Consider the following 18,321-nt stretch of genomic DNA (forward strand, 5'->3'; position numbering starts at 1 on the left):
CTCATCAGGGCGCTTTTATATATAAGCTTAACAGATATGCCTATACCCATGAGTATAACTACTGGAAAAAATAGATTTCGATGTGCATGGAATCGTTAAGAGATTATACGGAAGTCAGGCTATGGCGATTCTAATGATGAGAGAAATACCTTGACAAAGATTGTGAAACAAAAATCCTCAGGCATGGACGTTGCGAACGGTGCTTTGAAAATCGTTTATCATGATGAGCCAAGCCTCACCGATTATCAGTTTTGTTTCGGAACTGTCCAACCTGGCTCGCAGCCCTCTTTTTTTCTTAAAGCGGAAAGTCCGGTTACCGAGAACTTGTCTGGTTTGCATATATCGCATGCGGAAGGCGATGCCTTCGATTTCATCAATTTTGACTGGGCGCTCATTAAGGAGGCGGGAGGCTGGGGCCGCGTGACCTGCTACTTGAAATTCGATTTGATTCTAGAAGAGGGGCAAAGGCGATCAATCAGTCTTGTAGACAATGGCGGATCTCATCATAGGATCGCATTCGCTGAGAAGCGCCAAGGGCAATGTTCAGTGGAACCTTTTAATCCTCTGATCTGCAAATCAGTAAATTTGTTAGAAATGTATGATTCGCACTACACGCCATTACTTATTGGAGGTGCGCCGAAGTCGGGGACAACTTGGATTGAAATGCTGCTCAATGCCCATCCTTCTTGTATCATCACAGGAGAAAACGCATTTTGGGAGTGGCCGGTTAATACTTACAACCTCTCGGAACTTCCTATGCCTGCCGAGGAGCGATACATTCGTAAAGCTTCGGTTGTACAAAAGCCATATTCTAATGCAATTGGTATGATGGGCTACGGTCGCGCAGAGATTACTTTTCGGCAACTGGCTGCGCTTACAGGTTCATCCCACGTAGGCGATAAAACCCCGGGAAATGCGCTCCACGCCCAACAGATACTCATGTTGTTCCCTTGCGGTCATTACATTCATTGCTACCGTAATCCGTTCGATGTGGCGGTTTCCAGAACCTATCATGAGGTGCTTATTCTTAGAAATGCCGCCGACAAACTGGTTTCTTCGGAGGTTTATTCGATTCTGCCGTCCAGGGTAGTTAGTGCGATTCTAGAGGGGCAGGATGATGTGGAAGCGATGATTGCCGACTCACTTCGAGACAAGGACTATCTCCGCAACATTTTCGATGGCTGGCTTTCGTTCAATCACTATGCAGCGCTTGCAAAGCGCGAATACCCTGATCGAGTCCATTTCGTGAGTTACGAATCTTTGTCGGTCAGACCTGAAGGGACGGTGACGCAACTCTTTCGGAGGGTTGGACTAGAGTATTCAGCCGACATCGTTGCCGAGGTCGTCGCGCGCTGTGATTTTAACAAGGTGAGCGGCGGTCGTGATCGCGGTGCTGGCGACAATTCATCTTTCTTCCGCAAGGGAGTTGTGGGTGATTTCCCTAACCATTTTGACCGCACAACGCTTGGCTGGGCAAAGGGGTATCTTACGAAGAGAGATCCCTACTTTACCACTAGATATTTTTAGGGGCTGTCAAACACTGGGGGGATATTGGCTTTTAATGATCTGATCCAGTTTAATGGGCCATTCCATCGTGCATTCACCTGTCTTTTCCAAATATACGGCTGAACTCTCGTAGCCCGCACTATACTCGGCATCGTGCTTGTCTGGCCTCCAGATAAAGGGAATGAGAAAATGCTCGTGCGCCATTGCGCGCCCGATGATTTTAAAACCCGTCAATTTGTTAAACAGCCCATCCCAACTGGTATCGGAAAAGCGCCAGAAATCCCATGGCATATCGTGAAGTCCCAAAGTCTGATGTGTGTGAATATATGCGATTCCTCCCATCCGAAGAACGCGATTCATTTCAAGGGCGACCTTCCAAGGCATGAGGAGATGTTCAAACACGCTGACCGAGTAGACCGCGTCGAAGCTGCCTGCAGGAAAATGAGATGAAAGCTGGTGGGCATCCCCCACCACGTGCACATTGTCGCCTGGGGCGATGTCGAGTACGGTAACCTCATGGTGAGGAAAAAGAGCCGATCGGTCTACTGCGGAGCGTGCTCGGCCGCCTATGTCGAGCATGGTCGAAAAGCCTGGCGCTTGAAGGCGCTGCAGAAAACGTCCGTGCAGTTCGGCCGTCGAAACATTTGCTAATCGGCGGCTGATCATCTCATCAAAATCATATGCGACTTGTTTTCCGTCGGAAGTATGGAAGATAAGCCGTCCACCAGCTGGGAAAGACGAGGTGGATTTGATGATCTGGCATCTGAATCCCTTGTCTGGGCCAAGCGCCAATACGCCACCATGAGGGAGCCCGACTTCTGCTCGAAAAAATTCTATATCGAGATGCTCGAAGTTCACAGCGACCAAAGATGAGTCAGGGCAATGGAACCACCCATTAATATACAAGAAATCATGGAATTTAGCGGCGGCATCAATTTCCGCCATGGTTCCGTGGGCAACTTGCGATTTGCCTCGCAGCCTTTGAAAGATCGAGCGCGTTGTCTTTATCATAATTGGATAGTTTCCCCGTCTACGCTGTTAGGCATAGGCGGCGAACATTTTTCAATCAACTGAATTGCCTTTAGAGCCTAATCTGCGATAACTGATTCTAGGCCGCTTCAACTCCGCGCGTACCGGTCCTCATAGCGCACGATATCATCCTCGCCGAGATAGGCGCCGGTCTGCACCTCGATCATCTCGACCGGGATCTTGCCGGGATTTTCGAGCCGGTGCACCGCGCCCAGCGGCACATAGACGGACTCGTTCGCGCTCACCAGTTTGCTGAAATCGCCGATCGTCACCTGCGCGGTTCCGCCAACGACGATCCAATGCTCAGCGCGATGGGTGTGGCTCTGGAGCGAGAGTGCTTGGCCCGGATTGACAACAATGCGCTTCACCTGAAAGCCGTTGCCGACCGCGAGGCTTTCGAACCAGCCCCAGGGCCGCATGTCGCGCGGCATGGCTTCGCCCTGCCGGATGCCGCGCTCCTTGAGGCTTTTCACCGCTTCACCCACGCGTTGGCTCGCGGATTTGGGCGCCACCAGCACCGCGTCCGGCATGGCGACGACGATCATCTCGTCCAGCCCGATCCCGACGAGCTCAAGCCCGCCCGCCTCCGAGCGCAGCAGCGTGTTGCTGCAATCAATCGCGGTCGCCTGCGCCGAACAGACATTCCCTTGCGCATCCGGTCCGCTTTCCTGCCATACGCTCTTCCAGTCACCAAGGTCAGACCAGCCAGCAGAAAAGGGCATGACGGCGAGGTTCGAGGCCTTCTCCATGATGGCATAGTCGATCGAGATCGCTTGGGCTTTGCCCCAGGCCTGCGCACCGAGGCGGGTGAAGCCGAGATCGGTGGTGCCTGCGTCTACCGCGGCGCTGACGGCGTCCAGCAGTTCCGGCGCATGGGCGCGGTAGGCCTCGATGATGGCGCGTACGGAGAAGAGGAAAATCCCCGCGTTCCAGAGATAGCGGCCGGAGGCGAGCATTTCTGCCGCGTGCGCCGCATCCGGCTTTTCGACAAAGCGGACGAGCGACTGTGGCTCGGCTGCTGAGCGGGCCGCTGGATCGGTCAGCTCCAGATAGCCATAGCCGGTCTCGGGCCGCGTCGGCTCGATCCCGAAGGTGACAAGATCGCCCGCATCCGCCCTCCCGGCGGCGGCGCGCACGGTTGCGCGGAAGGCACCTGCGCCGGGGATCAGATGATCGGACGGCAGGATCAGCATCAGCGCATCGGGCGCCTGTTGCGCAAGTGCCAGAGCGGCGGCGAGCACAGCAGGCGCGGTGTTGCGCCCCTCCGGCTCGATCAGCACGGCAGTGGGCTTTTGCCCCACCGTGTCAAGCTGTTCCAGCACGATGAAGCGGAAGGGGTCACCGGTTACCACCAGCGGAGGCGCAAAGCCTTCGCCACAGGCAAGGGTGGCGGCCCGCTGAAACAGGCTGGTCTCGTCCATCAATTGAGCGAACTGCTTGGGAAAACTCTTGCGAGACAGCGGCCACAGCCGCGTGCCAGAGCCTCCACATAGAATGACGGGATAGATGTGCCGCTCGTTTGTCATGGCCTTGATGTGTGCCTCTTATTGTGTCGGTCCGTCGCTGCAGGACTATCGGTACGAACGCATTTAGCCAACAGCGATATTTGGTTTGGTAGAATTTGCGGGTCCCGATCGTTTCGTGATTCGCATGCCCTTTGGCGCATCCATGAGGCAGGACTGTTACGCCGAGCGATGTCATCGCGCCCACAGATGTATTCAACAGTGACAAACGCCCGCCTGCAGTTATAGAGAACTGCGCGCGGTCGATGGCATGGCGAACAGCTGCACCGACCAAAAGTATGAAGTGCCAGCAAGAGTGATTGGTGACAGGTTTCCTCAAGGGTTCAAGATGACAGCTATATTCCATTCTAAGGCACACAGATGGATGCGTTCCGGATTATATTGCGCCCTGCCGCTATCCGTTGCGCTGGCTGGATGTACATCTTCCGGCCCTTCGGCGCGAGCGGTAAAGAGCGCGGAAAACCAGGCCGTCGCCAACGCCGATATCAAGATTGTTGAGGTAACCGATGCCGTCGCACGGCAGGTGATCGCCAGTGGCCGCTCCGCGCTTTTTTCGGAAGCTCTGGGCGATGGCTATCCGGTGGGGGCGATTGTCGGCAAGGGTGATGTGCTCGACATAGCAATCTGGGAAGCGCCGCCCGCCGCATTGTTCGGCGCGGCGGGTGGAGACGCGCGGCTCTCGTCATCCAGCTCCACCGCGCGCGGAACCTCGCTACCCGAGCAGATGGTGAACAGCGATGGTCGCATCACCATCCCGTTCGCCGGTTCCATTCCCGCCGCAGGGCGCACACCGCAGCAGATAGAGCGTGATATCGCGGGGCGCCTCAAGGGCATGGCGCATCAGCCCCAGGTGATCATTCGGCTCGTGCGCAACGCCACGTCTAACGTCACCATTGTCGGGGATGTTACGAACAGCGCGCGCGTGCCCCTCACCGCCAAGGGCGAGCGGTTGCTCGACATTCTGGCTGCGGCGGGCGGTGTGAAGCAGCCTGTGGGCAAGACGACGATCCAGATTACCCGCGGAGAGAAGGTCGCGTCGCTGCCGCTGGAGGCCGTCATCAAGGACCCGCAGCAGAATATCCGCCTCCAGCCCGACGATGTGGTGACGGCCCTGTTCCAGCCCTACAGCTTCACGGCCCTGGGCGCGACAGGCACCAATGCCGAAATCAACTTCGAGGGCACCGGTATTACGTTGGTTCAGGCGCTCGGCAGGGTCGGCGGTCTGCAGGATCAGCGTGCCGACGTGAAGGGCGTGTTCGTCTTCCGGCTCGAGGAACCGTCCGCGCTCGATCCGGCGATAGCGAACGGCGCACAAACCACGCCGGATGGCAAGATCCCGGTCATATATCGTGTCGACATGAAAAACCCGGCGACCTTCTTCATCGCGCAGGGTTTCCCGATCCGCAATAAGGATGTGCTTTATGTATCGAACGCCCCGCTGGCGGATATGCAGAAGTTCGTGAACATCATCGCGTCAGTCGTCTATCCGATCATCGCCGTACAGAATGCGACGAAATAGCGGAGAGTCGTTTGCGCCGCTCGCCCGGCGTCGCTCAGCGCGCGAACCGCACCCCGACCCAGATGGTGCGCGAGGTACCGAGATCGATCGAGCCGCCCGCATTGCGTGTAATGACCGCCTTGTCGAACAGATTCTCGACCCGGCCTACCAGCGAAGCGCCATGTCCCAATGGAAGGCTCGCGGTGGCATCGACGGTGAACGCGCCGGGCAGGGCGTCGGTCTGGAGATCATCCTCATATTGCGTGCTGACATAGCGCAGGGTTGCGGAGAGCGACGGGCCGCGCTCGGGTGCCCATGCGAGGGTGGTGCTCGCGGCGTGGGCGGGGGTTTGCGCCGGGCGGAGGCCGTCGAACTGCTGCCCCGGCGCTTTGACCTTACTGTCGGTATAGGCATAGCTTGCGGAGAGGGAGGCATCGCCCCGCCGCGCGCTGGCATTGAGCTCTATCCCCTTGGCGACGATCGCATCGACATTCTGGCGCCTGCGTGTCGTGGTATTGACGGTGACGTTGGCAATGGCTTTTTCCACGTGGATTAAGAAGGCGCTTGCCGAAAGCGTGACCCCGCCCGCCGGTTTCACGTCAAAACCCGCTTCAAAACCCTTGAGCGTCTCCGGTTTCAGGGCGGGATTCGCCTGTGTGGTGATGGGAAACACGACAAATCCGCGATAAAGCTCGTTCAATGTAGGCAAGCGAAAGCCGGTATAAGCGGCGGCGCGGACGCTTGCCACCTCGCTTAGCCGCAGCAGCGCACCGCCGCGAAAACTCACCCTCCAGTCCTTGCGGTCGGCATAGCCGATATGGGTCAGCACGCCCGCCGGGCTGGTGCTGTCGTTGAACCCGTTGCGGATGCTCCAGCGATCCGCCCGTGCGCCGCCGGTCAGGATCAGCCGGCCCAAGGTCCAGTCGTCCTCTATGAAGAAGCCCGTCGTGGTCTGGTCGCCGCCCGCATGGCGATGCGCGGTCGCAAGGCCGGTGACGGTGCTATAGGGATCTTCATACATGTCGCCGGTTGCATATCGCGTGTCCGCGCCGATGCGCAGCACATGGGCCTTGCCGACCGGCGGGCGCAGCTCGATCTTGCCGCCGATGCCGGTGGACGGTGTCTTGCGCTGGTCGAGCGTCTTGCGGAAGTTCGTCGCGCTGATCACAACATTGCCGAAATCGCGCGCCTGCACATAGGCGAGCGCATCCACCTGCCAGGCACCCCGTCCGATAAGGCGGATGCTGGCATCCATGCCCTCGCTGCGGCTGTCGGCCCCGGCAAAGCGCAGGGTGCGGTCGTCGCGAAACACGGTTGCGTGCGCCTGCAGCTCGAAATCGGTGCGCAGCGGCACGGCCGCGCGCACGGAGGTGGACCAGCTTTCGTAACGCGCGGTCACGCTGGCGCTTACGCGCTGGTTCTCCGGCGTCGTCCAGAATCCGTCGCCCCGATCCCACCGGCCTGAGATGGAGACGAACCCCGCGCCCAGATTGGGGGAGAAGGAGGCGGACAGCTCGCTCGCATCGCGGCTGCCATAAAAGGCGCTCGCCGAGAGGAGCGGCAGGTCTGCGCGCGTCGCGCTGGCGAGCTCGATCGTGCCCGCCACCGCTCCCGCGCCGAACGCCCCGACGCCACCACCGCGCGTGATGCGAACGAGCGAGAGCCGCTCCGGCACCAGCGCATTGAAGGGGATATAGCCGAAAAAGGGATCGGCGACGGGTATGCCGTCCAGCAGCACCAAAGTGCGGCTCGAAGCGTTGCCGCCCAGCGCCCGCACCGTCGCGCCCTGTGCCGAAGGATTGGCGGAGCGGCTGTCGGAGCGGCGGAACTGCTGAAATCCCGCAACGTCAGCCAATATCGTCTCGATCCGCCCCGATGCGCTGTCCGTCAGCCGGTCGCGGTCGATCGTCACCGAGCCATAAGCCGGTGTCGCGGGCGGGAGCGGGAGCACACCACCCAATACGACGATAGTGCTGTTTTCCTGCGCGGCTGCAGGCAGCGCGCATCCCAGCGCGGTGAGGGCGATAATATATCTTGGCATCGGGCCAGCCGTTTAGGGGCTTTGGCACAGCAAGGGAAGGTGGGTTGCTGATCTTTGCGGCGGAGTGCGGCAGGGCGCGGCAGACTCACCGCAGCCGAGGGGGGGCAACGCGCGACGCCCCACGATACGGCAAGAGCGCGCTGCGTTATATCATCCCCCTTGCGAGCCAGAGGTCGGACTGCCCTTGCGCTGCGTCCTCCGCATCCGCCAAAGTCATTGCGGTGGTGAACGCAGTGTTCTGCGAAAGAAAGATCTGCCCGGTAAGATCGCTTGGCAGCGCCGAATGTTCCAGCGCGTCCATCACCGGGCCTTTTACCTCGGAGAGGTGAAGCTTTACACCGGCATCGGCGAGGCGATGGTTGATCGCCTCGATGCTCTCGAGCGCGGAGGCGTCGATCGCGTTCACGGCGGAGCACATCAGGATCAGGTGCCTGAGCCTTGGCTGCTCGGCCACTGCCTCCAGCACATAGTCCTCCAGCCAGCGGGCGTTCAGATAGGTGAGGCTCTCGTCAATGCGGATGGTAAGGATACGCGGATCGGTGAAAACCTTGTGCCGCTTGACGTTCCGGAAATGCTCGGTTTCGGGAACGCGCCCGACAATGGCGGCATGAGGCCGCGATGCGCGCCAGAGAAACAGTGCCAGGCTCAAGCCCACACCGGCGATTACGCCCGGCTCGACCCCGGCCAGCAGGGTGACGAGGATCGTCGCCATCATCGCCGCGAAATCCGGTTTGGAATAGCGGAACACATGGACGGGAGTCTTGAAATCGACGAGGCTGAGCACGGCGACGATGATGGTCGCGGCGAGCGTGGCGATTGGCAGCGACGCGAGCAGGGGTGTCAGGAACAACGCCGCGAGCAATATCCCCACGGCGGTAAAGGCGCCCGCCGCTGGCGTTTCGGCGCCCGCATCGAAATTGACGACCGAGCGCGCAAATCCGCCGGTTACGGGATAGCCGCCAGACAGGCTCGCCGCTATGTTGGCCGCGCCAAGACCGATCAACTCCTGATCCGGGCGGATACGTTGGCGCTTCTTGGCGGCGAGCGTCTGCGCGACCGAGACGCTCTCGACAAAGCCGATGATAGAGAGCAGCAACGCCGGCACCGCCAGCCGCTGCCACAAATCGGCATCGAACAACGGGACGGTCAAGGGCGGCAGACTCTGCGGAATGGCGCCGACGACCTTGACGCCTTGTGCTTCCAGATCGAGCGCGATCACCGCCAGCGTCGAAACGGCGACGGCGGCGATTGGTCCGGCTTTGGCGATCAGATCGGCGGGGCGGGCGGCGAGCCCCATGCGCATGAGCAGCGGCTTCAACCCCTTGCGAACCCAATAGAGAAAGGCGGTTGCCGCAACACCGATCATCACCGTCGGCAGACTCGTCGCTCCAACATTCTGCCACAATGTACGCAGCAATTCCGGCATAGCCTCGCCGCTCGCCCTGATGCCCAGAATGGACTTTAGCTGGCTCGTGGCGATGATCAGCCCGGAGGCGGTGATGAAGCCAGATACAACAGGATGTGACAACAGATTAGCGAGGAACCCCAGCCGCAACACCCCCATCAGGACCAGCATCAGGCCAGAGAGCAGCGCCAGCACCAGCGCGGCGGCGATGAACTGCGGGCTGCCTGGCGGCGCGATGTCGCTCGCTGCCGTCAGCGTCATCAACGATATGACGGCCACCGGCCCCACCGCCAGCGTCCGGCTTGTTCCGAACAGCGCGTAGGCGATGATCGGCAGGATCGAGGCATAGAGCCCGATTTCCGGCGGCAACCCGGCGAGCATTGCGTAGGCAAGGCTCTGCGGGATCAGCATGATGGTGACGATCGCCGCCGCGACCAGATCGTTGGTCAGGGTCTCGCTCTTATACCGTCGCCCCCAGTCGAGAACCGGCAGAAACCGGGCAAGCCCGTTCATCATCAGCGCCCGATCCTGTGCGGCTTCACCATCCATTCTCGGTCCGTTCTGTTATCGAGTGGCGACCCGGTGCGCGATCATTCCCCCCAGCATCGCCAGAACGACGATCACCGCCTTGCCGGGCGCGAGCGCGAGATCGGCGAGCGCTGGCCCTGGGCACAGGCCGCTGATGCCCCAGCCCATGCCGAACAGAACCGCGCCAGATGCGAGCTTGCCGTCGATCCTGCTCGTGCCCGGCAAATCGAAATGTGCGTCGGCAAAGGGCTTGTCGAGGCGACGCTGGATGACCCATGCTATCGCCATCGGGATCATCGCCCCGCCCATGACGAAGGCCAAGGTCGGATCCCAGTTGCCGAACAGGTCAAGGAAGCTCTGCACCCGCTGCGGATCGGCCATGCCGGAAAAGGCCAGACCCGTGCCAAACAACAGGCCCGCGATCAGGGCGACCCCAGCGCGGTTCACAATATACCTCCCGCGCGCATTGCGGCCACGGTCGCAAATCCCGCGCCCATGAACACTGCCGTGGCGACGATGGATCGTCGGGACAGGCGGGACATGCCGCATACGCCATGCCCGCTGGTGCATCCCGATCCCAGCCGCGTGCCAAATCCCACCAGAAGCCCGCCGATGATGAGCGGGAGCGGCGAGTCGGGAAAGTGCGTGACAACGCCTCCGGTAAACATCGACACGATCAGTGCGCCCAGAGGCAGGCCAAGGATGAAAGCGGCCGCCACAACGCGCGGCGCCCCGGTATCGGCCAGCCCTGTTGCGCGCGCGGCCAGCCCGCTCACGCCGGCAATGCGGCCCAGCCCCAACAGCATGATCGCTGCGGCCAGCCCGATCATCAGGCCGCCCACAAAGCCTTCGACCGGCATGGCGTGAGGGAAGACCGGTATCACAGCGCGTCCACCGGGATCTTGAGATAGGTCATGCCATTGCCCTCAGGCGGCGGCATATGCCCGGCGCGCATGTTGACCTGCACCGATGGCAGGATCAGCCTCGGCATCGCCAGCGTCTTGTCGCGCGCTTCGCGCATCGCGACGAACTCATCTTCGCTTATGCCATCGTGGATATGGATATTGGCCTTCCGCTCGGCCTCGACCGTCGTCTCCCAGACATAGTTCGTCCGCCCTTCTGGCAGATAGTCATGGCACATGAATAGCCGCGTATCGGGCGGGAGCGAGAGCAGGCGGCGTGCCGACTGATAGAGCCTGCGCGCGTCGCCGCCCGGAAAGTCCGCCCGCGCGGTGCCGTAATCGGGCATGAACATGGTGTCGCCGACGAAGGCGGCGTCGCCGATTACATAGGCGATGCAGGCGGGCGTATGACCCGGCACGTGCAGAACCGTGACATCCAGATTGCCGATCTTGAATGTGTCGCCATCGGCGAACAGGGCGTCGAAGTCCGAGCCGTCGCGCCTGAATTCCGGCCCGGCATTGAAGACGGCGCCGAACACCTGCTGCACCGTGGCGATATGCTCACCGATAGCGATTTTGCCGCCCAGTTCCTTTTGAAGATAGGGCGCGGCGGAGAGATGGTCGGCATGCGCGTGGGTTTCGAGCAGCCAGTCGACGCCGAGCGCCTTATCTTTGACATAAGCGAGGATCGCGTCGGCTGACGCGCGGGAGGTGCGGCCCGATGCGGGATCATAATCGAGCACGCTGTCGACGACTGCCGCCCGATGGGTTTCGGGGTCATGCACCACATAGGAGACGGTGAAGGTAGGCTCGTCGAAAAATGCCTTGATCACAGGAGCCCCGGATTGCGCCGCGCGAACCTGCGCGCAGGCGGTTGCAAGGGCTGAGTCGCTCATAGGAAACTCCTGAAGTTTTATATTTACATAATATATGTAATTGAATAATATTGCCACGTCAAGGGCGTTGCGTCTTGATCGCGATTATGAAAGAGCATCATGCATGCAGGATGAGTACCGAATGGATGGCAGGCCGCCGTTGCGCATCGGCGACAGCGCGCCGGACTTCAGCGCACGCAGTACCGCCGGGGACGTGAAACTATCGCAATTTCGCGGAAAATGGCTGGTCTTTTTCTCTCACCCGGCAGATTTTACGCCGGTCTGCACGACCGAGTTCGTTGCTCTGGCACAAGCGGCCAGCCGGTTCTCCGCGCTCGATTGCGCCTTGCTGGGCCTGTCGGTCGACAGCCTGTTTTCGCACATGGCCTGGATACGCGCGATCCGGGAGGTCTTCGGCGTCACTATCGATTTTCCTGTAATCGAGGATCCCAGCATGGCGGTGGGCCGCGCATTCGGGATGATCGGCGAGTACGCGCGCGATAGCGCAACTATCCGTAGCACTTACTTCATTGATCCCGATGGCATCATACGCGCGATCACCAGCTATCCGCATAATGTCGGGCGCTCGGTGGATGAGATGCTGCGGATGGTCGCGGCGCTGCAGCGCGCTGCGGGCGATACCGTGTTGACGCCAGAAGGCTGGCAACCGGGCGAGCCTGTATTGATGCCGCCATCCGCAGCCGCGGTCGATGAGGGTGACGCTGGCTGGTTCTGCCGGCGGGTGGCTGCGCCATGAGCGCGCTCTATCAGAGCCGGGCGCTTGCCGATGCCGCGACCGAAAAGCTCAAGGTTTACGCCCAGCCGCAGCGGCTGATGATACTCTCTTGCCTGCTGCGGGGGGAGAAGACGGTGGGCGCAATCGACATGGCGACAGGGATTGGCCAGCCCGCGCTCAGCCAGCAACTAGCCGAATTGCGTCGCGCCGAGATGGTGAGGACTCGCCGCGAGGCGAAGCAGGTCTTTTATGACCTCGCCGACGACAAGGTCCGGCTGTGCGTGCGCAGTATGGAGGTAATTCTCGGTGACGGCGCCGATCTGCCCAAGGCGCTCGGTTCGGTTCTCCGGTCGGAGCAAGCAGCCGATGCGCCATCCGGGAAGCCTGCCGGTGCCGCCGCCTTTGCGAGGATCGGATGAGAGCCGTCTATGTCCGAGTGCTGAGATACGGCTCTGGCCACAACATCTCGCTCAGGCGCATTCATGCGTAACACTTCTCTCTTCGCGATACAGATCGACGCAGTGCCGGAGGGATTGGCGCCGCAGCCATGCAGGGTGATGGACAACCGCGGCGATTAAAAATGCTCTAGAACTTCCCGTCTATCGATAAAGGCGGGCTGGATCTGGGGCGGCGCATGGCACCCCGCCGGGAATAGGTTGTTCCGCCCCGGCCTGTCACGCGCTCCAGTTCCTTGCCCACCGCGTCCAGCATCTCGGCGGAGAGGCCGATCTGCCGCTCCAGGATGGCGCTGTTGACGGTGGCGGCGCGGTTGAGGTCTTCGCTGGTTTCGGCAAAGGCGCGGCGGTCATCCCCCGCTAGCGCCTCCATCCAGCCCGGATCACGCCGGTAGAGCGCAGCGCATTGCGCCTCCATGCGATCGGCAAGGCGGATTTTCGCCTGCGCGATTGCCTCTATCGTCCCGCGCGGGCCGGATAGGGCGAGCAGCTCGCTCTCCTCCTCCATCAGGCGGATGAGGTCGATCATCGTATCCAGAAGCTCCGCGAGGTCGACTCGCATGCTCATGGCGTGGCTCCGTCCGCCTGCTGCAGTTTCACGATCTCGGCAAGCACGCTGTCGGCTATGCCGATGCCGCCGCCGCGCGCAATAGCGTTGCCTAGTTGTTCGGCCAGCACACCACGGAACAGCGCCTCGCCATGCCCGCCGGAAAATGCCCCCGGCTCAGCGCCACTTTCCAGCATCAGCTTTGTCATCTGGCCGATGAATACTGCCTCGAAGTCTTGCGCCGCCGCGCGCGCCTTCTGGTCCGTTTGCGCTACGGTAGGGGGGACAATAGAGCGGACAGGATCAGTCATTATTGCACCTCGATCTCGGCCTGAAGCGCGCCCGCGCTGCGCAGCGCCTGCAATATGGTTATGAGGTCGCGCGGGGAGACGCCCAGCCGATTGAGCCCGCCGACCAAAGTCTTGAGGCTCTCGCCCTCCACCATCGCCAGCGACGCGCCGCCTCCGTCATCCACCGAAACCTGGGTGCGCGGCAAAACCTGCGTCTGCCCTCCGGAAAGCGGGCCGGGCTGAGACGCGATGGGGTTCTCTGCCACGGATATGGTCAGCCCGCCCTGCGCGATGGCAACGGGCGAGATGCGCACATCTGCGGTCATCACCACCGTGCCCGCCGCCTCGTTGACGATGACGCGGGCCGGGCTGTCTACCTCCACGCCCAGATTCTCCACCTGCGCAATGCGCTCGACCAGCGCCGCGCCATCCGCGGCGGATAGGCGCACGGTTGCGGGGTCGAGCATCTCTGCGCTGCCTGGAAAGGTGGCGTTGATCGCCTTGGTGATCCGCTGCGCAGTGGTGAAATCCGGGTTGCGTAGCGCGAGCTTCAGCGCAGTAGCGGATTTGAGCGCATAAGGCACCTCGCGTTCGATGATCGCGCCCGAAGCGATGCGCGCCGAGGTCGAGACGCCCCGACTGATATTCGCGCCCGCGCCCTGCGCCTTGAAGCCCGACACCGCAACCGGCCCCTGCGCCACGGCATAAATCTGCCCATCCATCCCCCTCAAGGCCGTGACGAGCAGCGTGCCGCCCTGCAGGCTGGTGGCATCGCCCAGCGCGCTCACCGTCACGTCAATCTGGCTTCCCGCGCGTGCAAAGGGCGGCATCGCGGCAGTGACCGAAACGGCAGCGACATTCTGCGTCTTCATCTGGGCGGAGCGGACATTGACGCCCATGCGCTCCAGCATTGCCTGCATCGATTCCTCGGTGAAGGGGGTATTGCGCGTCTTGTCCCCCGTGCCTGCCAGCCCGACGACGAGGCCATAGCCGATCAGCTGGTTGGGGCGGACATTCTCGACATCGACAATATCCTTGATGCGCGGTGCAGCGACGGCGGATCCGGGCCAGAGCAGCAGCACGGCGAGCAGCATCAGAAGTTTTTGCGGGATGAGCATCCCTCCTATTATAGAAGGGAGGAGGGCCGGAGCAGCGGCGCCTATGGCAATCAATCCCATCAGCACTGGCACTCCACAGGCCATCACCCAGCAGGCGCTGGCGCTGGTGCGCGAGGCAATGCCGATTGCGCAGGCCGCGCAAAAGCTGCTGGGCGAAGGGCAGGGCGCGCAATCCACGCCCTTGTCCAGCGGCGCGAATATTTATCAAGCCAGCCCGCAGCAGGTGCTCGGTTCGGTGCAGATGCTGGTGGCGCTCTCGGCGCTCAATCCGCAGGAGGTGCGGCGGCGGGAGCAGATCGCCCATGCTCGGCGCGGGCTGGACGGGCTGGAGCGGCTGCACCGCGAATTGCTGGATGGCCATGCCGGGCGGCAGACGCTCGATGCGCTGAAAGGCTGGCTGAGTGAAGGCAAGGTGACGGACAGTCAAGGTCAACTGCCCGAAGACCCGCGCTTTGCCGGCCTGATGGACCAAATAGAGCTGCGCGTGCGGGTGGAGCTGGCGAAATTCAATATCGAGGTTTAGCCGGATTTCGTTGAGACTACGGTATCGGCCCGCTTCCGCTCCCAACCGCCCGACAGGGTATCCTATGGGTGGCTGGGAGGGGGAGCGGGCTGGTGCGGCATATCCGAAACGCTGCAAAGCAGCCTGTTTCGGATCAGGGTTTGGAACGCGTCAGCCTCAGAACATAGCTGATAATCTCCGCAACGGCGGCATAATGCTCCAGCTTGATCGGCTGGTCGATCTCAACACTGGCGTAGAGCGCGCGGGCAAGCGGTGGGCTTTCCACCACCGGCACTTTGTGCTCCGCCGCAAGCTCGCGAATACGCAGCGCGATCCTGTCCCGCCCCTTCGCCACCACTACCGGTGCCTGCATTGCGCCATGATCGTAGCGCAGCGCCACGGCATAGTGCGTGGGGTTGGTGATGACCACGCTGGCGCTGGGGATGGCGGACATCATCCGCCGTCGCGCCCGCGCCATGCCGATGGCACGGATACGGGCCTTGATCTGCGGGTCGCCCTCGTTCTGTTTGTGCTCGTCGCGCACTTCCTGATGGCTCATGCGCTGCCGGGCCAGCCACGCGCGACGCTGATAGAGGAAATCTGCCGTCGCCAGCGCCGCCACCAGCAGCGCCACCGCGCGCAGCATATCGTGCGCCATAGCGGAGGCATATTGCCCTATCGCGCCTGCATCCGCGCCGGTCATGCGGTCCAGCCCGTGGAGCGCAGGCCAGACGACTGCGCCCGCCACAATCGCGACGAATATGAATTTCATCAGCGTCTTGCCGAACTCGACCCACGCCTGTTTGCCGAACAGACGCTTTGCCCCGGCCATGGGCGATAGCCGATCCCATTTGAGCTTGAGCTGGCCGGAGAGGAACAGGCCGCGCCCTTGCACCAGCGCGCCCGCTACCGCCGCGACCAGCGTCAGCAGCAGGATCGGCCCGACTGCAACCAGAATCCCGCCGAGCAGCGTGCGGGCAAGGCGCTGGGCATTGCCGCTGGTGAGCGCAAGATCGCCCGCGCCCTCCCACAAAGCCTCGGTCTGCGCCGCCAGCTGTGCCGTCGCCACCGCACCGAGTGCGCCGACAATCAGCAGCATTGCCGCAAACATCGCCGCATGACGCATCTCTGGCGCGGAAGGCACATCGCCGCGTTTGTGCGCGTCCTCCAGCTTCTTGGGCGTGGGGTCTAGAGTTTTCTGATCCGCGTCAGCCATGTTTTTAGCTCGCCAGCGCCCCCGCCCATTGCGCCATCTCCTGCGCGAAGCCCGAAAGCGCGACGCTCAGCGTCATCGCCAACAGCGCGAGGCCCAGCGCGATCGCCAGCGGCTGCGCGATGAAGAAGAGTTGCAACTGCGGCGCCAGCCGGGCTGCAACTCCCAGCGCGGTATTGAACAGGATGCCATAAATCACCAGCGGCGCGGCGAGGCCCAGCCCCAGCGCCATCGCGCCGCTTGCCGCTTTCAATGCAAGTTGCGCGAAGTCTGCTGCGGGGGCCATCTCTCCGGGCGGAAAGACACCATAGCTTTGCACCAGCGCGCCGATCCACAGATGATGCACGCCCAGCGCCATGCAGACCAGCAGCGCGGCTATGCTGATAAAGCGGGCAAGCAGCGGCACCTGCCCCCCGGCGGAAGGATCCTGTACCAGCCCTGTCGTGAGGCCGACCTGAAGACTGATGATCGCGCCTGCAATCGTAATAGCAAGGAACATCAGCCGCACTACCCCGCCCAGCATCATGCCAGTGAGCAGCTCGACCAGCAGCAGATGCGCCAGCACCGCATTGCCTTCTATCGCTGCGTCTACTGCCGTGCCCATATGCGGACTGAGCAGCCCTTGCATCCCTGCTGCCAGCCCCAGCGCGATGAGCAGGCGGATCCTTCCCGGCACCGCATCGTCGGAAAAGCCGGGAAGCAGCATCAGCATCGCGCCCACGCGGGCGAAGATCAGTGCATGGAGGGTGAGGATGCGCGGGAGATCGGGCGCTACCGCGCTGAGCGCGTCCACCCGCTCAAGGCCCGATGATACGCGCGGACAGCTCTGCCATGAAGGCCGAGAGCGCCGCACCGATCATCGGCAGGCTCAAGAGCAGCACTACGCCGATGCCGATCAGCTTGGGCACGAAGGTCAGCGTCATTTCCTGTATTTGCGTCAGCGCCTGCACCAGACCTATGATCACGCCGATGACGAGCGACGCGATCAGCATCGGCCCCGCTATGGTGAGCAGCAGGATCAGTGCCGTGCGCGAGAGGGCGAGCATATCGGCGGGGTCCATACGCGCCTAGATCTGCATGCGCATGATGTCGTTATAGGCGTTCACAACCCGATCCCGCACCGCCACCATGGTGTCGAGCGCAGTTTCGGCTGCGCCGATCGCGGTGGCGACGTCGATCAGGTCGCCCTTGCCCGCAACCTGGGCGAGACTGGCGCTTTCGGCCTTTGAAAGTGCGCCCCCCACCTGACTAACCGCGCCTGCGACGAGATCGCCAAAGCCGGAAGAGGCCGGGATATCTCCGACCGATGACGGAGCGGCATTGCCCGCCACTCCGTCCGCCACGCCGCGCGCCCGTCCATAGGCCGAAAGCGCGTCCAAGGCTCCGATAGAGTTTACCATCGCGCCCTCCCTCCTACTTCAGCAGGTCTATCGTGCGCATCGTCAGCGTGCGTGCGGCCTCTATGGCATTCAGGTTCGCCTCATAGCCGCGCTGCGCCGCTTTCATGTCTGCCGCTTCGGTGAGCGAATTGACGTTGGGCATCAGCACATAGCCTTTGGCGTCTGCCGCCGGATTTCCGGGTTGATAGACGCGCGGAAAGGCGCTTTTGTCGCCTTTGATGGCGGGGACGGACACCTCTCGTGCGCCGCTTGCCTTGTCCACCTCCGCGCGGAAGGTGGGGACGCGGCGGCGATATGGCTGGCCGCCGGGGTTGGTCGCCACGGAGTCCGCATTGGCGAGATTTTCCGCGATCACCCGCATCCGCAGCGATTGCGCGCGCAGGCCGCTAGCCGACACCTGAACCGAGCTTTCCAGATCCATGAAATGTCTCCTTTGCTTCATCTTATAGGCAATAATTTCCGGGTTACGGCCGGGATGCGGCAGAATTTTCCTATCATGGTGAGGAAGAGGATTGCGCATGTCCGCCATCAACGATGTCGAGGTAGAGCTGTCTATAATATTGGGTGCGACCCGCCTGCCGGTGAGGGAAATCCTCGCGATGAGCCGCGGAGCAATGATCCCGCTCGATTGCACGCAGGACGACCCTAGCCTTGTCATCGTCAATGGCCACACCATCGCGCGCGGGCATATATTGGTGGAGGAAGACCGCATGTCGCTTGAAATCACCGAAGTCATCAAGCGGAGGCGCTAAG

21 protein-coding genes are annotated in these 18,321 nt (G+C 61.7%); 6 read left to right on the forward strand and 15 right to left on the reverse strand.

Translation table 11 applies throughout. The annotated features are described in order from the left end of the window. The first annotated feature begins 150 nt into the window (after positions 1–150). Positions 151–1,527: a sulfotransferase gene (locus EQG66_RS09875; protein ID WP_129404428.1), complete on the forward strand. Its 1,377-nt coding sequence runs from the start codon at positions 151–153 to the stop codon at positions 1,525–1,527. A gap of 6 nt (positions 1,528–1,533) precedes the next feature. On the opposite strand, the gene EQG66_RS09880 is transcribed toward EQG66_RS09875, so the two are convergent. Next, entirely contained in the window at positions 1,534–2,451 is a 918-nt protein-coding gene (locus tag EQG66_RS09880) for a class I SAM-dependent methyltransferase (protein ID WP_164975655.1), read from the reverse strand. A gap of 173 nt (positions 2,452–2,624) precedes the next feature. Beyond that, complete coding sequence (locus tag EQG66_RS09885) at positions 2,625–4,061, reverse strand: mannose-1-phosphate guanylyltransferase/mannose-6-phosphate isomerase (RefSeq protein ID WP_129404430.1); 1,437 nt, start codon at positions 4,059–4,061, stop codon at positions 2,625–2,627. 361 nt (positions 4,062–4,422) lie between these two features. On the opposite strand from EQG66_RS09885, the gene EQG66_RS09890 reads away from it, so the two are divergent. Then, positions 4,423–5,577: a polysaccharide biosynthesis/export family protein gene (locus tag EQG66_RS09890; protein WP_129404431.1), complete on the forward strand. Its 1,155-nt coding sequence runs from the start codon at positions 4,423–4,425 to the stop codon at positions 5,575–5,577. Positions 5,578–5,611: 34 nt separating this feature from the next. Here the strand turns inward: EQG66_RS09890 and EQG66_RS09895 are convergent, their stop codons facing one another. From EQG66_RS09895 to EQG66_RS09915, 5 genes are all read right to left on the reverse strand, one after another. Continuing rightward, positions 5,612–7,597: a TonB-dependent receptor gene (locus EQG66_RS09895; protein ID WP_129404432.1), complete on the reverse strand. Its 1,986-nt coding sequence runs from the start codon at positions 7,595–7,597 to the stop codon at positions 5,612–5,614. Between the two features lie 145 nt (positions 7,598–7,742). Further along, a complete protein-coding gene (locus EQG66_RS09900) occupies positions 7,743–9,551 on the reverse strand; it encodes a SulP family inorganic anion transporter (protein WP_220428653.1) in 1,809 nt (602 codons plus the stop codon). Positions 9,552–9,566: 15 nt separating this feature from the next. Continuing rightward, on the reverse strand, positions 9,567–9,977 hold the full coding sequence (locus tag EQG66_RS09905; RefSeq protein WP_129404433.1) for a DUF6691 family protein: 411 nt from the start codon (positions 9,975–9,977) through the stop codon (positions 9,567–9,569). Further along, positions 9,974–10,414 carry a YeeE/YedE family protein gene (locus tag EQG66_RS09910; protein ID WP_129404434.1) on the reverse strand — a complete coding sequence of 147 codons (441 nt, stop codon included), beginning with the start codon at positions 10,412–10,414 and terminating at the stop codon, positions 9,974–9,976. The genes EQG66_RS09905 and EQG66_RS09910 overlap by 4 nt, the downstream gene beginning before the upstream one ends. After that, the gene (locus tag EQG66_RS09915) at positions 10,411–11,328 is read right to left on the reverse strand and encodes an MBL fold metallo-hydrolase (RefSeq protein ID WP_129404435.1); all 918 of its coding nucleotides are present in this window, start codon (positions 11,326–11,328) and stop codon (positions 10,411–10,413) included. Before EQG66_RS09915 ends, EQG66_RS09910 begins: the two co-directional genes overlap by 4 nt. Positions 11,329–11,431: 103 nt before the next feature. Between EQG66_RS09915 and EQG66_RS09920 the strand changes: the two genes are divergently transcribed. Together EQG66_RS09920 and EQG66_RS09925 are read left to right on the forward strand one after the other, a co-directional pair. Then, positions 11,432–12,064: a peroxiredoxin gene (locus EQG66_RS09920; RefSeq protein WP_129404436.1), complete on the forward strand. Its 633-nt coding sequence runs from the start codon at positions 11,432–11,434 to the stop codon at positions 12,062–12,064. Then, positions 12,061–12,462 carry an ArsR/SmtB family transcription factor gene (locus EQG66_RS09925; RefSeq protein ID WP_129404437.1) on the forward strand — a complete coding sequence of 134 codons (402 nt, stop codon included), beginning with the start codon at positions 12,061–12,063 and terminating at the stop codon, positions 12,460–12,462. The genes EQG66_RS09920 and EQG66_RS09925 overlap by 4 nt, the downstream gene beginning before the upstream one ends. A 166-nt stretch (positions 12,463–12,628) precedes the next feature. Here EQG66_RS09925 and EQG66_RS09930 read toward each other — a convergent pair whose 3' ends face one another. The 3 genes from EQG66_RS09930 to EQG66_RS09940 are packed head-to-tail and all read right to left on the reverse strand — an operon-like array spanning position 12,629 to position 14,453. Next, entirely contained in the window at positions 12,629–13,066 is a 438-nt protein-coding gene (locus EQG66_RS09930) for a flagellar protein FlgN (protein ID WP_129404438.1), read from the reverse strand. After that, positions 13,063–13,356 (reverse strand): rod-binding protein, encoded by a 294-nt coding sequence (locus tag EQG66_RS09935; protein ID WP_129404439.1) that lies wholly within the window; start codon positions 13,354–13,356, stop codon positions 13,063–13,065. Before EQG66_RS09935 ends, EQG66_RS09930 begins: the two co-directional genes overlap by 4 nt. Next, complete coding sequence (locus EQG66_RS09940) at positions 13,356–14,453, reverse strand: flagellar basal body P-ring protein FlgI (protein ID WP_129404440.1); 1,098 nt, start codon at positions 14,451–14,453, stop codon at positions 13,356–13,358. Before EQG66_RS09940 ends, EQG66_RS09935 begins: the two co-directional genes overlap by 1 nt. Before the next feature lie 43 nt (positions 14,454–14,496). Between EQG66_RS09940 and EQG66_RS09945 the strand changes: the two genes are divergently transcribed. Next, on the forward strand, positions 14,497–14,976 hold the full coding sequence (locus EQG66_RS09945; protein ID WP_164975656.1) for a flagellar assembly protein FliX: 480 nt from the start codon (positions 14,497–14,499) through the stop codon (positions 14,974–14,976). Positions 14,977–15,109: 133 nt separating this feature from the next. On the opposite strand, the gene flhB is transcribed toward EQG66_RS09945, so the two are convergent. The 5 genes from flhB to flgC are packed head-to-tail and all read right to left on the reverse strand — an operon-like array spanning position 15,110 to position 17,989. Continuing rightward, a complete protein-coding gene (gene flhB / locus EQG66_RS09950; RefSeq protein WP_129404442.1) occupies positions 15,110–16,171 on the reverse strand; it encodes a flagellar biosynthesis protein FlhB in 1,062 nt (353 codons plus the stop codon). A gap of 4 nt (positions 16,172–16,175) precedes the next feature. Continuing rightward, the gene (fliR, locus tag EQG66_RS09955) at positions 16,176–16,961 is read right to left on the reverse strand and encodes a flagellar biosynthetic protein FliR (RefSeq protein WP_245988021.1); all 786 of its coding nucleotides are present in this window, start codon (positions 16,959–16,961) and stop codon (positions 16,176–16,178) included. Positions 16,962–16,965: 4 nt separating this feature from the next. Beyond that, a complete protein-coding gene (locus tag EQG66_RS09960; protein ID WP_129404443.1) occupies positions 16,966–17,229 on the reverse strand; it encodes a flagellar biosynthetic protein FliQ in 264 nt (87 codons plus the stop codon). A gap of 6 nt (positions 17,230–17,235) precedes the next feature. Further along, positions 17,236–17,568: a flagellar hook-basal body complex protein FliE gene (gene fliE / locus EQG66_RS09965; RefSeq protein ID WP_129404444.1), complete on the reverse strand. Its 333-nt coding sequence runs from the start codon at positions 17,566–17,568 to the stop codon at positions 17,236–17,238. A gap of 13 nt (positions 17,569–17,581) precedes the next feature. Next, positions 17,582–17,989, reverse strand: coding sequence for a flagellar basal body rod protein FlgC (flgC, locus tag EQG66_RS09970; protein ID WP_129404445.1), 408 nt, complete (start codon positions 17,987–17,989; stop codon positions 17,582–17,584). Positions 17,990–18,086: 97 nt separating this feature from the next. On the opposite strand from flgC, the gene EQG66_RS09975 reads away from it, so the two are divergent. After that, positions 18,087–18,320, forward strand: a complete 234-nt coding sequence (locus EQG66_RS09975) for a FliM/FliN family flagellar motor switch protein (protein WP_129404446.1) — start codon at positions 18,087–18,089, stop codon at positions 18,318–18,320. The last annotated feature ends 1 nt before the right edge of the window (position 18,321 follow it).

This window comes from Sphingobium fluviale, assembly GCF_004122115.1.
GTDB lineage: Bacteria > Pseudomonadota > Alphaproteobacteria > Sphingomonadales > Sphingomonadaceae > Sphingobium > Sphingobium fluviale.

What these genes read in the sequence shown, in the direction of transcription:
- EQG66_RS09915 (WP_129404435.1), bottom strand. Translation starts at nt 11,328, where the DNA reads ATGAGCGACTCAGCCCTTGCAACCGCCTGCGCGCAGGTTCGCGCGGCG.
- EQG66_RS09930 (WP_129404438.1), bottom strand. Translation starts at nt 13,066, where the DNA reads ATGAGCATGCGAGTCGACCTCGCGGAGCTTCTGGATACGATGATCGAC.
- EQG66_RS09885 (WP_129404430.1), bottom strand. Translation starts at nt 4,061, where the DNA reads ATGACAAACGAGCGGCACATCTATCCCGTCATTCTATGTGGAGGCTCT.
- EQG66_RS09890 (WP_129404431.1), top strand. Translation starts at nt 4,423, where the DNA reads ATGCGTTCCGGATTATATTGCGCCCTGCCGCTATCCGTTGCGCTGGCT.
- EQG66_RS09960 (WP_129404443.1), bottom strand. Translation starts at nt 17,229, where the DNA reads ATGGACCCCGCCGATATGCTCGCCCTCTCGCGCACGGCACTGATCCTG.
- flhB (WP_129404442.1), bottom strand. Translation starts at nt 16,171, where the DNA reads ATGGCTGACGCGGATCAGAAAACTCTAGACCCCACGCCCAAGAAGCTG.
- EQG66_RS09940 (WP_129404440.1), bottom strand. Translation starts at nt 14,453, where the DNA reads ATGCTCATCCCGCAAAAACTTCTGATGCTGCTCGCCGTGCTGCTGCTC.
- EQG66_RS09920 (WP_129404436.1), top strand. Translation starts at nt 11,432, where the DNA reads ATGCAGGATGAGTACCGAATGGATGGCAGGCCGCCGTTGCGCATCGGC.
- EQG66_RS09975 (WP_129404446.1), top strand. Translation starts at nt 18,087, where the DNA reads ATGTCCGCCATCAACGATGTCGAGGTAGAGCTGTCTATAATATTGGGT.
- fliE (WP_129404444.1), bottom strand. Translation starts at nt 17,568, where the DNA reads ATGGTAAACTCTATCGGAGCCTTGGACGCGCTTTCGGCCTATGGACGG.
- EQG66_RS09895 (WP_129404432.1), bottom strand. Translation starts at nt 7,597, where the DNA reads ATGCCAAGATATATTATCGCCCTCACCGCGCTGGGATGCGCGCTGCCT.
- flgC (WP_129404445.1), bottom strand. Translation starts at nt 17,989, where the DNA reads ATGGATCTGGAAAGCTCGGTTCAGGTGTCGGCTAGCGGCCTGCGCGCG.
- EQG66_RS09900 (WP_220428653.1), bottom strand. Translation starts at nt 9,551, where the DNA reads ATGGATGGTGAAGCCGCACAGGATCGGGCGCTGATGATGAACGGGCTT.
- EQG66_RS09935 (WP_129404439.1), bottom strand. Translation starts at nt 13,356, where the DNA reads ATGACTGATCCTGTCCGCTCTATTGTCCCCCCTACCGTAGCGCAAACG.
- EQG66_RS09925 (WP_129404437.1), top strand. Translation starts at nt 12,061, where the DNA reads ATGAGCGCGCTCTATCAGAGCCGGGCGCTTGCCGATGCCGCGACCGAA.
- EQG66_RS09880 (WP_164975655.1), bottom strand. Translation starts at nt 2,451, where the DNA reads ATGGCGGAAATTGATGCCGCCGCTAAATTCCATGATTTCTTGTATATT.
- EQG66_RS09945 (WP_164975656.1), top strand. Translation starts at nt 14,497, where the DNA reads ATGGCAATCAATCCCATCAGCACTGGCACTCCACAGGCCATCACCCAG.